This window comes from Pseudoalteromonas sp. DL-6 (assembly GCF_004328665.1).
In the GTDB taxonomy this organism is placed as follows: Bacteria; Pseudomonadota; Gammaproteobacteria; order Enterobacterales; family Alteromonadaceae; genus Pseudoalteromonas.
The window spans coordinates 2380794-2395425 of record NZ_CP019770.1; the positions used below are offsets into that span (position 1 = coordinate 2380794).

The 14632-nt window shown below is 38.9% G+C and carries 14 protein-coding genes; all 14 read right to left on the bottom strand.

Annotation, left to right across the window (positions count from 1 at the left end; translation table 11 throughout):
- Position 1 precedes the first annotated feature (1 nt).
- The 14 genes from B1F84_RS11135 to rppH all read right to left on the bottom strand — a co-directional run bounded on the left by B1F84_RS11135 (position 2) and on the right by rppH (position 14439).
- Positions 2-595, bottom strand: a complete 594-nt coding sequence (locus B1F84_RS11135; RefSeq protein WP_131691441.1) for a FlgO family outer membrane protein — start codon at positions 593-595, stop codon at positions 2-4.
- 67 nt (positions 596-662) lie between these two features.
- Entirely contained in the window at positions 663-1319 is a 657-nt protein-coding gene (locus tag B1F84_RS11140) for an SPOR domain-containing protein (protein ID WP_131691442.1), read from the bottom strand.
- A gap of 18 nt (positions 1320-1337) precedes the next feature.
- On the bottom strand, positions 1338-4298 hold the full coding sequence (locus B1F84_RS11145; RefSeq protein ID WP_240701997.1) for an MSCRAMM family adhesin SdrC: 2961 nt from the start codon (positions 4296-4298) through the stop codon (positions 1338-1340).
- A 33-nt stretch (positions 4299-4331) separates the two neighbouring features.
- On the bottom strand, positions 4332-5156 hold the full coding sequence (locus B1F84_RS11150; protein ID WP_131691444.1) for a fimbria/pilus periplasmic chaperone: 825 nt from the start codon (positions 5154-5156) through the stop codon (positions 4332-4334).
- 21 nt (positions 5157-5177) lie between these two features.
- On the bottom strand, positions 5178-5627 hold the full coding sequence (locus B1F84_RS11155) for a DUF4402 domain-containing protein (protein ID WP_131691445.1): 450 nt from the start codon (positions 5625-5627) through the stop codon (positions 5178-5180).
- A 37-nt stretch (positions 5628-5664) separates the two neighbouring features.
- Entirely contained in the window at positions 5665-6255 is a 591-nt protein-coding gene (locus tag B1F84_RS11160; RefSeq protein WP_131691446.1) for a DUF4402 domain-containing protein, read from the bottom strand.
- Between the two features lie 136 nt (positions 6256-6391).
- On the bottom strand, positions 6392-6925 hold the full coding sequence (locus B1F84_RS11165; protein WP_240701998.1) for an SPOR domain-containing protein: 534 nt from the start codon (positions 6923-6925) through the stop codon (positions 6392-6394).
- A gap of 128 nt (positions 6926-7053) precedes the next feature.
- A complete protein-coding gene (locus B1F84_RS11170) occupies positions 7054-7905 on the bottom strand; it encodes an SPOR domain-containing protein (RefSeq protein WP_131691448.1) in 852 nt (283 codons plus the stop codon).
- A gap of 275 nt (positions 7906-8180) precedes the next feature.
- The gene (gene galU / locus B1F84_RS11175; protein ID WP_131691449.1) at positions 8181-9059 is read right to left on the bottom strand and encodes a UTP--glucose-1-phosphate uridylyltransferase GalU; all 879 of its coding nucleotides are present in this window, start codon (positions 9057-9059) and stop codon (positions 8181-8183) included.
- A 17-nt stretch (positions 9060-9076) separates the two neighbouring features.
- Positions 9077-9928, bottom strand: coding sequence for a thymidylate synthase (locus tag B1F84_RS11180; RefSeq protein WP_008111794.1), 852 nt, complete (start codon positions 9926-9928; stop codon positions 9077-9079).
- Between the two features lie 13 nt (positions 9929-9941).
- Positions 9942-10745 (bottom strand): prolipoprotein diacylglyceryl transferase, encoded by an 804-nt coding sequence (gene lgt, locus B1F84_RS11185; protein ID WP_131691450.1) that lies wholly within the window; start codon positions 10743-10745, stop codon positions 9942-9944.
- A 12-nt stretch (positions 10746-10757) separates the two neighbouring features.
- Positions 10758-11567, bottom strand: a complete 810-nt coding sequence (locus B1F84_RS11190; RefSeq protein ID WP_131691451.1) for a sulfite exporter TauE/SafE family protein — start codon at positions 11565-11567, stop codon at positions 10758-10760.
- Between the two features lie 65 nt (positions 11568-11632).
- Positions 11633-13897: a phosphoenolpyruvate--protein phosphotransferase gene (gene ptsP / locus B1F84_RS11195; RefSeq protein ID WP_131691452.1), complete on the bottom strand. Its 2265-nt coding sequence runs from the start codon at positions 13895-13897 to the stop codon at positions 11633-11635.
- Positions 13898-13920: 23 nt separating this feature from the next.
- Positions 13921-14439, bottom strand: a complete 519-nt coding sequence (gene rppH / locus B1F84_RS11200) for an RNA pyrophosphohydrolase (protein WP_008111786.1) — start codon at positions 14437-14439, stop codon at positions 13921-13923.
- Between the last annotated feature and the right edge of the window lie 193 nt (positions 14440-14632).

Here is a 14632-nt window from a genome sequence, read left to right on the forward strand (position 1 = left end):
ATTAATATTCACTGCGGTAAATAAAGTCACCGCGCTGCTGTATTTTTTCATTACTCCACATCACATTGATGGGAATTTCAGTGCTTGCGGCAGATACAATTTGATTAGTTTGCATATTTACCATGCGAGCATTAACAATATAAGCATGTTCTTGACGGGTTAGAGTACCGGTGATCACAAAGTCAATAATCTGACGCTGCTTTAAATTACTGGTACTGCGACTTAACACTGAATCAGCGCTCGCTGATAAATTAAGCTGGTTTTCAAGCCGGTATTCAACTGTGTTGTACCCTAACTGAGTAAATTGGGTTATTAAGCTTTCTTGAACTTGCTGACTAAGCCCTGCTCCCTGCCCTTGGGCAATTTGTGAATCCAAAGCATTGGCTAAATAAAAGCTGCTGACCGCAATTGATGCGGTGCTTTTAAAAGGCTCTTTGATATGGCTAAGCTGGGCACTCAAGCTATTCACGTACTGGTCGAGCGTATAAGGTGCCATGACTGCTTTAGGCGCATCAGTGCTTATACTCGGCTTTGGCTGGGGTGTTAAGCTACAGCCCGCTAAATTTAATAATAGTAAGGGTAACAAAAGGCGCATAGTTGCCATCCTCTAAAAACATAATAGTTACAAAGCAATTATTATGCCTAATACCCTAGATACATATTTATTTTAATGGCTGTTGGGTGTAATGGCTCACAATGCAGTTGATTTGGCGCTGTTTAAGTTTATCGCAATCGGCAGCGGCATTGGCTTGATTTTGATAAGCCCCAAGCTTTAAACGGTAGTAAGTCATGCCACTCACGTTAATAGTTTCTACATTCGCCACAAATTCGCCCTGAAATAACGAAGATGCACTGGCCTTTATTTGATTTAAACTTTGGCTAAGTCGCTCTTTGTCGGTAACGGCTGCCACTTGTAAGGCAAATAAGGCTTTAACGGCTTGTTTTTCATCAGCTGTATTCGATGCCACTTTAGCTTTTTGTACAACTTTTGGTGCTACTGTTTCAGCCGAAGTTTTAGCTGTTGGTACTACAGGCGTATTTATTGATGCAGAGCCTTGTTTTGCTACCGCATTTAATTGGCTTATTAATAACTTTAAGTCTTGTTCAATCACTAATAAACGTTCAACACCTGCTTTGGCTGCTTGCCATTGCTGAGACGATGCTTTTAGCTGCGCCAACTCTTCCTCAGAAAGATTGGCACTCGCTTGCATTGGCTGAGGAGATTCTGCAGTTTTGGGGGTGCTGCATCCTGATATAAAAAGAGCAGCAATACAGGCAATTAGTATTGAGTAGCGTTTATATAAATTAGCATATTGCATGGTTAAACCTTATTGTTATTAGTGGCTAATAAGTTGCGCTTGGACTTGGCAGTTCAAGCCTTTTACTTTTAATTCTGCACATACTTGTTCAAGTTCCCCTTGCGCAGACTCGGCATAAGCGACGGCTAAAATATACCGTTTTTGTTTTTCGTCTTTAATATAAAAAGCATCTCGCTTTGATTGCTCATTTAAATGACGTTTAATAAGTTGATAATACGCTTTCATAATTGGCAATGATGAAAACCCACCCGCATTAGCAATATACGCTGGCGTTTGTGTTTTTTCTTTAAGCTCAAAGTCAACGCCCATTACGACTTCGCCTTGCGCTGGTAATTTAACCACCACCTGTTGCGTATCTTTTAAGGATTTACGTTGCTTAAACTCATCATCTATAACCGCTTTATATTCGCCAGGGCGTAAATCGGTAAACAAATAATAGCCATCATAGGCAGCTTGCGTTTGCGCCACTTGCTTACCTTGTTTGTCGAGTAATTTTACGGTAGCAAAAGGCTGTACTTCACTACTGCCTTGCTCATCTTGTTTGTAAACAATTCCCTCTAATTCACTACTGTTATTAAGCGGTATTTCCATATATTCAACAAAGCCGGCACGCGGCGTAATAGAAAAGCCATCGTTGGCGGCAACTAAAAAAGGATCGCTAATACTATCTGGCTCTATCACTATGTCGGTTGTTCTATTTGCTGGCATACCTTTAAGAATCGCTAAACCATTTTCGTTGGTTACAGCTCGGCGATAGTTTTGAACTCCTTTTACCTTAACGCCCTCAATTCCCTTTTCTCCATCATCTTGAATATTGTTATTATTTGAATCAAGAAAGACTCTAACCATTAAAGTGCCAGAGTTTGCGAGGCTTCTTTTACTTAAAAAGTACTCGTCAGTGTTCGTATCAAAACCAATACTAAAGCGACTAAATAAACCTAGTCGCCAATTATCATCATCGTCGTAACTCATTGTGCTATTTAAGCTAAAACTATCGCTTTGCCAATTTAGACCCAACTCCATAGAAACTAAATCATTTATACGGGAGTTTCTTAGTGTGAATTCAGATTGTAAATTCTGAGATAAACTACGGCTTAATTCTGCTTGGTAACCCAGTATAGTTGAACCGGAGTCTGCGCTGTAGTCAACACTAAAACGAGTGTATGTTTTACCAAATCTATGTTGAAGACGCATACTGCCAAGTGTTGTTGCATCATCTAAAGAATCAAACTTTCGCCAAATTAAGTTGTTACTAACAACGGTACCGCCTAAATTATAAGATAAGGTATTATCAACACTTAAATATGAGTCGCTAAACTCTCTGTTGTTATAGGCGAGCGTATTTTGATAACTCAAACTTCCAAATGATTTATCAAACAACTTTCCTGCCGTATATAATCGATAACTTTCAGTTTTCGCTGTTTCTGTATCACCAACTATTTTCTCATTGTTTTGAGACAGACTTAAACGTACCGATTGACCAATTAATTCACCTCTAGCAGCTACCTCTAGCTTATCTTCATCGTTATTATTTTTTTCATAATCTAGATTAAGTAATACTTTATCAAATATACTTAGGTTTGAACCAAAAGCATAATTGTTAACATTATCACCCGAATTGCTATTTAATATTGATGTACCAGCATAAACCGATAAATAATCAGTTAATCCCGTTTCATAACGACCCGCTAGCTGCCAACCTTTGCCCTCTGTCGAATAAAGTGATTGATTAAATAACTGCTCACCTTGCTCAGTAATCGACAACTCATAAAACGATTCATCTGCTGACAAACTATTACCATCTATAAAATATTGCTCTGTTTTTCGCTCTACTTGCCCTTGTGGGCCGTAAAAAATCAGCTCAAAATTATTAGCACCAAACAATAAATCAATATCTTCAAATAAATAACGCCCATCAGCTAAACTAAACTGCTGCGCTAGCAGTACATCATTACGGTATAACTCAACATCCCACCCTGGTTGAATAGCACCCGTTAAATTAATTTGATTACTATTAACCTGTTTAAAAAGTGGTTTGTTATCAACTTTTACTCCTCTGGCGTAACTACTATTAAATTGTTTACCGACTTGAGTTGCTAATACATCTCCAAATTGAACAGTTGTCGCATTTAAGGGACCTAATAACCGTGCATCTTTACTTTGACGGCTAAATGATAATCTTGAATCTGATAGTAAATCTTGTTTTCGCCCTGCAAAAAAATACTGAGCATTAAAATAGGCTAAGTCATTTGACCCTAATACAGAGTACCCTATCGCTGAATCCGTATTACTCTTGGTTGCACTAAGCTGCACATCAGCAAGAGGAGATGAAATTGCACTGTATGGACTGGCCTTCCACTGTAATATAGCTTGACGAGACTCTATATTAGTAACAGTTTCTCGCTGCTCTCTTTCGCGTTTTAATTCTATAGGTAATTTGGTAGGGGAGCTTACATATAGCTCAAGTGCTGAATATTCAATATCAATATCTAACGAAAACCACTGCGCTAGCAAGTTACTATCAACAAACATATCGCCGTTATCAGCATAAGCTTGTTGGCTGTTAAATGAATATCTAGCGCCGTTAATTTGTGCTGTGTTTGTATTTAGGTCTAGATAAAACTGATTATCTTCACGAATAAACCACCCTTGAGCAATAAGGTCATCGCTATTTATATCGATAGCAAAATCCAGGCTTTCTGAAAAACTTAATAAATCTATTAATACACCGGTTTTACTTTTCACCCCGAGCATTTCACCCAGGTAATTTTTTTTCACGAACGATGAAAAAAATAATAACTCACCTTCGGGGATGCCATCACCTTGCTGCACATTAAGCTCAGGCTCTGTTCTTTCATTTAAAGCTTGTTCAGTGTTGTATTGCTGCCATTTTTTATCTATTTTTTTTATGCTAGCAAGAATGGCCTGATTGTCAGGCTCTGCTGCTAATAATGGACCAATTGATAAAAAAATGATCAACAACCACTTTAAGCGTTTAAAGTAATACATCGCCTATTTCAAATTACCGATAATTGCATTATTGATTGGCGCAAACTTTTCACTAAAAATAGTATCGCGATATTCTTTAAGCCCTGTATAAATGACGCGAATTTGGCCATTTTTCGGGATATTTTGATCTGCAAAAATTGGTATCGTCGCCGTTGTTCTTTTTAGTTCTGGGTAAATACTAAAATCGTTTAACATGGCGATCTTTTTCTCTGTATCCGTTCCTTTTTGCTTAAAGAAAACTTCTAGCTTACCAAAAGAACTAAAGTCACCCTCTCGCTTAATTTCAATCTCAAGCGCCTTTTTTTCTGGGCTGTGTATAAGCTGTAAATTACTGATATTTACATTGGGTTTTTCAGCACCTTTTCGCAAAATAACGGGAATCGTGTAGCTTAAGAGTAAGTTTACCTTGATGCCTAGTCTCTGTTGCTGACTTTGAGCTTCATTAGGGAGTGCTTTAAAGGCTAGATGAGAGCGGTATTCCTGCTCTGCTAAACCTTTCGGCTTTCGAATAGCAAGCTTAACTATTTGCCTTTCTCCTGGCGCTAATCTAACTTGCGATGGGCTGATCCTAACCATATTTTTAAGTGAAGATGAACTTTCTTGATCAGCCGCTAAATTAGCATACCCTCCGCCAGCTAGTGCAACTTTGTCTTGCCACTCCAACCTGTAGGTTTTAGGTTCATTAGAGTTATTAACAACAATAACTTTAGCAACACGCTGACGCTCATCAAAATTAACTCTTGTTGGAGAAATAAGTAAGTTTGCATAAGAATGAAAGCTAATTAAAATAAAGCTTACTAAGATAAAAAAAGTTTTTATTATTGTCATTTAATCAATATCTCTAGTTGTCTAATAATTTAACGTCACTTCAATTGTAGTATCAAAGATACCATCTTTATAAGTATTTCCGTCACCTGAGGTACTTAATTGCCCCCCAACTCTCAATAACGCAGTCCCTGTGGTATCGGTTGTAATAGTCGCATTGTATATGAGTTGATTTAAAATAAGTGATGCACCACCGAAAATATTATTTAAAGGTTGGTCGTTTATAAAGTCACTTACATTTACTTGAATGCGAGCTGGATACCCTTCGAGCAACAATTCAGCTGCATGGCCTTTTTCAAGTAAATATATCTTATTGGTTAAGGTATTTGTATTACTAGGCAACAAAGTTATAGAGCTAACACTTTGATTATCACTAATAACAATTTTACCAAAGTTCAATTGCTCAAGTGGTGTTACCTGCGCGTACGAACCTGAAGTTAAGAAAGCTGCTAGAATGAATAAAATTAATTTCATAAAATAGCCTGCTTTACAATAAAGCAGGCTTTGCTCATTAATAGTTTAATTCTAATGTGAATGAGCCACTGTAAGTGCCATCAATGTAGTCACTCGTAGGTGTAGTGGCATCTGTAGTTAATGTAGCACCAACATTAAATGTCGCTTCACCATTTGCGTCTACCTGAATTGTAGTTGTCGCTGCACTGTTAGGCGTCGCGCCAGTTAGCACATAATACGTTGGAGTACCCAAAGTAAATGCTGCAGTACCAGCAGGTGCTGCATCAGGTGAAATAGCAGTTTCTGTCGGATTTGTAATTGTCAGTGAACCGAAAGGTGACACGCCAGAAACAGAAAAAGCGGCTGGTGCACCTGGTACTAAAATTGCGATTTCAGCATCTGCAATCGATGTAGAAGCTGTTGTAGGTGAGGTCGCTGGGTTTGCAGCTAACACAAGGGTAGCTGTTTCAGTTGTTGTTAAATCCGCTGAGGCACGAATTGTTCCAAAATCTAGTGCCGAATCGTTAGTCAAGGTAAAAGCATTTTGAACTGTAACACCTGCTTGAAACGAAACCGATTCAGCTACAGCACCGAAAGAAAGAACTGCCATTGACGCAGCCAACGCTGCTTTAGTAAATATTTTGTTCATAGTTTTCCCTTAGATATAAATTATAAACCTGTCAGTCAGGTTATGTTAAGTATCGGCCAAAATCACTAAAAAGTTAGAAAATATTTACTTTATTTTGATTTATAATAACAGGATGCAGAAATAAACGTTAAAAACCTTAAACACCCTCTGAAAATGCCGCTAAGGTACACTTATTACCTATTTTGTAAAAAAACAAACACAGCTGCGCTGCTTGCTGCTGATTTTTCAAAGGGCCTGCTACAACATCATAAAACGTAGTGGATTCTTTTTGTTGTTCATTAATGCGGTATTTTAAAATACTGTTTAATTGAGGGTATTGCTCTTTTAGTCGCTGCACTTGCCTTTTGGCTCCAGTAGAAATTAAATAGCGACCAATTTGCACACCGTAAATCGCTTTATTTGTACTGGTAGTATTATCAGCTAAAACGGTTTCTGATGAGGGTTGTAAAGGTTGCTTAGAGCCATACTCAACACGTTTAATTTTCTCTTTCATCGGCTCTGGTACGGTATCAATATCTGTTTGTGCAGAAAGTGCTTGAATCAATAACGATAAGTCTTCTTCCATGGTGCTTAAGCGCGCTATTTGCTCTTTGTTGTTATCCCATTGCTCTAGGTAAGGTTTTATATCTTTTTTACTAACAAGATCGTCGCTTTGAGGGTTTGAGAGCATTAGTTGGTTGCTGCACCCAACTAATGCAAATGGTATTAGTAATATTATTAAACGAAGTTTCACTTTAGGCACCTATTACAAAAAACTAGCTATAGCTATTATGCAATAAAAGCGCCAAGTAAATTATTTTATAATCTGATTGGTTTATCCGTGTAATTACTCACAAAGCAATCAACTTTATAAAATTTAAACACTTCACAATCATCCTCGGCGCTCTTAAAGTTATAGTATTCACCTAACTTTAATCGGTAATAGGTTTTATTATTGACCTTGGCTTTTTCCACGTTAGTAGTAATTTTATCTCTGAATAGAGGCGCCGCTTTTCTATTAATTTTCTTCCACTGCTTAGCAACACTCTCTTCTGAATCAAGCGACGCTACCTGCAAAGCAAATACCTTTTTATTAGTATCAACCATTGCCACTTTTGTTGCCTTCGATATTTTAGAAGCGACCTTTTTATTCATCCTTGGATTAATAGCTTTCACTGGCGAACGAACAGAGCGGTTACTGTAGCTTTTTGAAGGGGCTGTAATCATTTTTTTAGGTACACTTGCATAGCGACTGTTATATCGCTGATTTTGTAGATCGTCCCTATTAGTTGGTTTTGCGTAGCGATTACTATATCTTTGCTTTGGGCGCTCAACTTTATCTGACGTGCTTGCGTAGTTATTACCATACCTGAGGTTTGGCGATGTATTAGCCTTAATTGATGAGCGTGCATAGCGATTGCTAACAGCCTGATTTGATTGCGCTATTGCTTTACTATTAATAATATCTAAATTATCAACTAAATATGTAAGCTCGCGTTCTAATTTTAATAGCCGCTCAATACCAGAGCGCGCCTGTTGCCATTGCAAGGCGGCATCTTTTAGCTGTGCAAGCTCAAGTGCGGTAATGGTTACATATTCGGGCGAGTCTTTAACTTGTTCATTTAACGATGTTTTATCAGGCGATATTGTACAGCCACTCCCTATTAACATAAGTAAAGCTATAACTAGATATCGGTGATACTTTATGCTGTATTCACACATTGATTGTTTCTCTTTCAACAGTTTAGACCACTAAATTGAGCCAATTTGCGATTGGCTTAATAAAGCACGTTAACTACAAAACAACTTGGGTTAACATAAAGATTACAACACAAACCCAGATCTGTCTGTATAACTGCAAAAATAGTTATAGTTAAAATTATGTAAAAGTGATTTTACAATCAAAAAAAGCGCCATATAGGCGCTTTAAATAATGATAAGTTTATTTAGATTAATGTTTTAATGAAGGTTTTAAGCTCATCAGCAAATTCATCACGGCGCAAAGCAAATTCTATCGTCGCCTTCAAATAACCAACTTTACTGCCACAGTCATGGCTTCGGCCTTTAATAGCATAAGCGTCTACTTTTTCGTCTTGCATAAGCATCGCAATTGCATCTGTTAGTTGAATCTCATCCCCTGCACCTTGAGGTGTCTTAGCTAATAATGGCCAAATATTTTTGCTCAACACATAACGACCAACCACAGCAAGATTTGAAGGTGCCTCGTCAACGGGAGGCTTTTCTACCATGCTCTTAATGGGTGAGCTTTCACCTTGGTTTAACTCAACATCACCTAAATCAACAACACCAAATTTATCTACGTCATCTTTAGGAACTGGTTCAACCATAATTTGGCTGTGTTTACTTTGCTCAAAACGAGAGATCATCTCTGCTAAGTTATCTTTCGTTAAATCACTTTCTACTTCATCGATAATAACGTCGGGTAAAATAACCACAAAAGGTTCATCCCCTATAATAGGGGCTGCACAGTTAATAGCGTGACCTAACCCTTTTGCCTCACCTTGACGCACATGAATAATTGTCACGTCGTTAGGGCAAATAGACTGTATTTCGGCAAGCAATTGCCGCTTTACACGTTTCTCTAACGTTGCCTCTAATTCAAAGCTAGTATCAAAATGGTTTTCGATTGAGTTTTTACTCGAATGCGTTACTAACACTATCTCTTTAATGCCAGCGGCAACGGCTTCGCTAACAACGTATTGAATGAGTGGACGGTCTACAACTGGCAGCATTTCTTTTGGAATTGCTTTAGTTGCCGGTAACATACGCGTTCCAAGGCCCGCTACAGGGATCACTGCTTTCATTATGCTCTCCTTATTTTTTAAACTGAAAATGGGTACTGAATCGCTTCATGGCATTGATAGCCAACCACCTCAAAGTCATCACGTGTTACCCATGTTTCAATGTCTTCGAGCGACTTAATCTCTGGGTTGATTTTTAATTGGGGAGAAGCAAATGGCTCGCGCTTTAATTGCACATCTCGCATTAAATCAAGCTGGTTCTCATAAATATGAGCATTGGTAATTTTATGATATGCCTTACCCGCTTTATGGCCGGTAATTTGCGCAACTAACGCAAGTAATACAAAGCATTGAATTTGATTGAAATTAAGCCCTAGTGGAACATCACAGCTGCGTTGGTAAGACGTTAAATAAAGGGTATCGCCCAATAACGAAAACGTATGCGTATGCATACATGGACGCAGGCAACCAAGTTCAAATTCACCCGGGTTGTAAAATGTAATAATTTCGCCGCGATCATCTATGCCATTTTTTAAATTATTAATGACTTTTGCCAGTTGATCCAGTGTTGAACCATCAGGGCGTTGCCAACCACGCCCTTGAACACCATAAACTCGCCCCATATCATCCTCACCTTTGCGGTTAGGATTATTGAGCCACGCATTATTTTCATTGGCGTTGGCATCCCAGGTTTTACAGCCTATATTACGAAACTGTTCAGCACTGTCGTACCCTCTTAAATAGCCTAACAATTCGGCAATCGCCGCTTTGTAATAGCTCTTTCGAGTAGTGATCATAGGAAACTGATTATTAGCCACATCGTATTCTAAATCAGCGTTTATAACCGTTAAACAACGCGTACCAGTGCGTTTATTTTCAACCCACTGTCCTTGGTCAACAATGCGCTGACATAATTCTAAATATTGTTTCATCTAACTTCTTCTTTTAAACTTTTGCCGCTGTTTGCGATTGTGGTTGTTTATACGCCCAAATCAGTAAGCCTAACCCGCCAATTATCATCGGTAACGATAGAATTTGCCCCATTGAAATAAAGTCGGCAAATAACCCCAATTGAGCATCGGGTTGGCGAAAATACTCAATACAAAATCTAAATACGCCATAGCCTAATAAAAATACACCCGATACACTTCCTGCAGGGCGTGGGCGTTTAATAAACCATAATAATATGACAAACAATACAAAGCCTTCAAAAAAAGCTTCATAAAGTTGTGATGGGTGACGTGCAAGCGGGCCTCCTGTTGGGAATACCATAGCCCATGGTACATCGGTAGTGCGACCCCATAATTCGCCATTAATAAAGTTACCAATACGCCCGGCAAGTAAACCAACAGGCACTAAAGGTGCTACAAAATCGCCAACTTGTAATAAGGATTTTTTACGTGTCCAAGCAAAAATAGCAACAGCAGTGATCACCCCAAGTGTGCCGCCATGAAACGACATGCCACCTTGGTCGATTCTAAATAAATATAAGGGGTTTTCAATGAAATAGCTAAATTGATAAAACAGAACATAACCAATACGACCACCTAATATAACGCCCAGCATGCCGTAAAAGAGTAAATCACTGACTTCGTCTTTAGTCCAACCCGAACCCGATTTTTTCGCTTGACGATTAGCAAACCACATCGCAAACGCAAAACCAATTAAGTACATTAACCCATACCAACGAACGCTAAGTGGTCCAACAGAAAATATTATTGGATCAATTTGAGGAAACTCCAGTGCCATAAAAATAAACCTTTAGCTAAAAACCATTTTAATAGCGATGAAAACCAGTAACATCGCGAAAACTTTCTTAATTGTATTCACAGGTAAGTAGTGCGTTGCCTTAGCCCCAATAGGCGCTATAAACCATGAGGTAACAACAATCCCAAATAAAGCGGGTAAATATACAAACCCCATAAAACCATGCGCTAAGTCAGTTACTTGCCAACCAGCGCTGATGTAACCAATAGAACCAAAAAAAGCAATTACAATACCACATGCAGCAGCGCAACCAATTGCCTTTTTAATATCAACCGAAAAATAATGCAACATAGGCACAAGTAATGCGCCACCACCAATACCTATCAATCCAGACAAAGCGCCCATTACCGTACTAATACTACCCAGTACAGGGCCTGTGGGCAGAGGATGTTCTGCGCCCACTTTATTACGAGCAGAAAGTACCATTCTCATTGCAATAAAAACCACACTGACCGCAAACACCGTTCTTAACATTTTCTCAGGGATAAAGCTGGCAGCAAAACCACTAACCAATGCGCCAATGGCCACACCCGACATAACCCAGGGGGCAATTTTCCAAGGCACATTATCATTTTTATGATGAGCTAATGCTGAAGAGGTAGAAGTAAATAAAATTGAAGCTAAAGATGTTGCTATGGCAATAACTAACACATGATCAGCAGCGGCTACATCAAAACTAAGCAGCAAACTACTTAGCACTGGCACAATAATTAAACCACCGCCTATACCTAGTAGCCCTGCTAAAAAACCAACAACGCAACCTAATAGCGCACAACTTGCAACTAGAAGTCCTAGTTCATACATAGTTATCTCTAATACATTTAATTATATGTATATTTTAATTGATTATATAAACAATTACAGCTCTATCATTTAGGTGTATAAAATAAATTACCTAGCTGATGCTCTATCATAAAATTACGGGTTAAACGTAGCACTTGTTTAGCGTTAGGCTGTGCTAAACATTCACTTAGTAAATGTTCCATGTCGCTTACATTTAAGCGCCTTAGCACCCACTTTACTTTGTTTAGTGACGATAAGTTCATGCTTAAGCGCCTATACCCCATAGCAATCAGTAATATTGCGCCTTCGGGGTCGCCGCCAAGCTCCCCACATAAACTAAAAGGTAGTTCGTAATGCTCACACTCATTGGCAATATTATTTAGTACGCGCAATACCGCGGGGTGATAAGGATTAAACAAATCGGCTACACGTGCATTTGCCCTGTCTACGGCTAATAAGTATTGAGTTAAGTCGTTACTACCGACTGAGCAAAAATCAACTTTTCTAGACCACTCTGGTAGCATAAATACACTCGAAGGTACCTCAAGCATAATGCCAATATCTGGCTTTTCTATTAGTTGCTCTGGAAATGCTTCGCTTAATTCATAATAAGCTTGATTAAACAGTGCCAGTGACTCTTCAACTTCATCAGTGCCACTGATCATCGGTAACATTATTTTTAAATTACCTAAGCCAATATTGGCTTTTAACATCGCTTTGAGTTGATCTAAAAAAAGCTCGGGGTGGTCTAAGCTAATTCTAATACCACGCCATCCTAAAAATGGGTTTTCTTCGGTGATATTAAAATAATCTAAAACTTTGTCGCCACCAATATCTAAGGTACGCATAACCACCGGATTAGGATAATAGCTGCTAAGTACTTCGCGGTACCACTTTTCCTGTTCTTGTTGCGAAGGAAACTGCCCCTTTTGCATAAACCACGCTTCGGTTCTGTAAAGGCCAACACCATCACAAATATGGGCACTATTTTGTTGGGTATTAAGCTCAAGCCCTGCATTAAGCAATAAACTAATATGCTCGCCGTCTAACGTGATTGCTGGCAGTGCTTGTTCTTCTAAAAATCGATTGTTAAGCAAGTTATCTTGGTATTGTAACTCGGTATACTCATCAATAAGCATTTGCGAAGGCGAAATATATAAACGCCCAGAAAAGGCATCTAAAATCATTTCTTTGCTATCAAACTGCAATAGCGGTAAATCTTCAATACCCCAAATCGCAGGCACACCCATAGCACGAGTTAAAATAGAGGCGTGGCTATTAGCTGAACCATTAATGCTCACAACCCCAGCTAAACGCTCATTGGGCACCTCTGCTAACATCGCAGGGGTTAATGTATGCGCTATTAAAATGGTGTTTTCAGGGTAGTCTTTTATTGCGTGCTCGGTATTCACTAAATGATGCAGCACCCGTAAGCCAATGTCTTTTACATCAACTGCACGCTCTTTAATGTAAGGGTCTTGCATTTCGTTAAACTGCGCAACTAAACGTTCAATCACAATTTTTAATGCACTTTTTGCACACCACCCCTCTTGTAATTGCGCTTCTACATTATGACCTAAGCTTTTAGCATCTAATAATTGCTGATAAACATCAAATACAGCCAGCGCTTCTTGCGGTATGGTGTCGCTTAATGTCATCGATAAGGTACTAAACTCTTTACGGGTTGCAGCAACCGCTTGGGTGAATAAACGCCGCTGTTCATTAACATCGCTATTTTTAGTAAGCTCTATAGACTTAAAGTTAAGTTTAGGAATAACAACAAATGCTTTACCTATGCTGATCCCTGGTGCACTAGAGACGCCTTTTAATACAGACGTTTGATGGGAAGACTCATCTTGGCGCAAAACTTCTTTTATTTCGGCATGGGCTAATTGCGAAGCTAACTGCGCAGAAAGCGTTATTAAAAACGACTCTTCATCTTGAGAAAATACCCGCGCCATTTTTTGTTGGACAACAATAACACCTAAAACTTTTTTTTGATGAACAACAGGCACAGATAAAAAAGCGTTATAGCCTTCTTCGTTAACTTCTGGGGAGAGTTTGAAACGAGGGTGCGATTTTGCAAAAGCAATGTTAATTGCTTCTTCACGTTGAGCAACAAGCCCTACAAGTCCTTCGGTAAAGCCTATCCGAAATTTGCCCACAGCATCAGGGTTTAAACCTTCAGTGGCCATCAATACAAAATTATCTTGGCTGTAATCAGCAAAATAAATGGAGCAGCACTGGGTATTCATGGCATCTTTTACCATTTTCACAAAGCACACTAACGCACTGTCTAAATTCGCTTGTTGCGAAACAGACTCAGCTATCGCTCTGAGTGTTGCCAGCATACACTGCTCCTTTTTATGTAAAACTACCTTTTATTTCGCCAGTGATCTTTTTGTTGCTCTCGCTTATTAAAGGGCATAGCAAAGGGAGCAAACTCCTTCATAACACGTCGATAAACGTCCCGTTTAAACGACACAACCTGTCTAACCGGATACCAATAACTTACCCATCGCCAATCATCAAATTCAGGATGATGGGTTTTCAGTAAGTTAACATCTTCATCTTTACAGCGCAGTTTTAGTAAAAACCATTTTTGTTTTTGCCCAATACACACCGGACTTGAATCGCGGCGGATTAATCGTTTGGGTAATTTATAGCGTAACCAATGTTTTGAGCTTGCAACTATTTCTACATCTTCTGGTCGCAAACCTACTTCTTCGTGTAATTCACGGTACATAGTTTGTTCTGGTGTTTCACCATCATCAACACCACCTTGGGGAAATTGCCAAGAATGTTGACCATAACGTCTGGCCCAAAACACTTGCCCCTGATTATTGCAAATCACAATTCCGACATTGGCACGAAAACCTTCGGCATCAATCACCTTAGTGCCTCATTTGTAAGTCGATTTTTTATGATTGTTCCACATTAGTTGCAATACGGCAAATACTATTACGCGCAAGCCTCGTGAACGCCTTCGCGCAAGGTAAATTAATGACGAAATCCGTTGCATATTAATAACAAACAGCTCTGGCATGAATTAATACATAAAAACCACACTGTTTGTGTTGGTTACT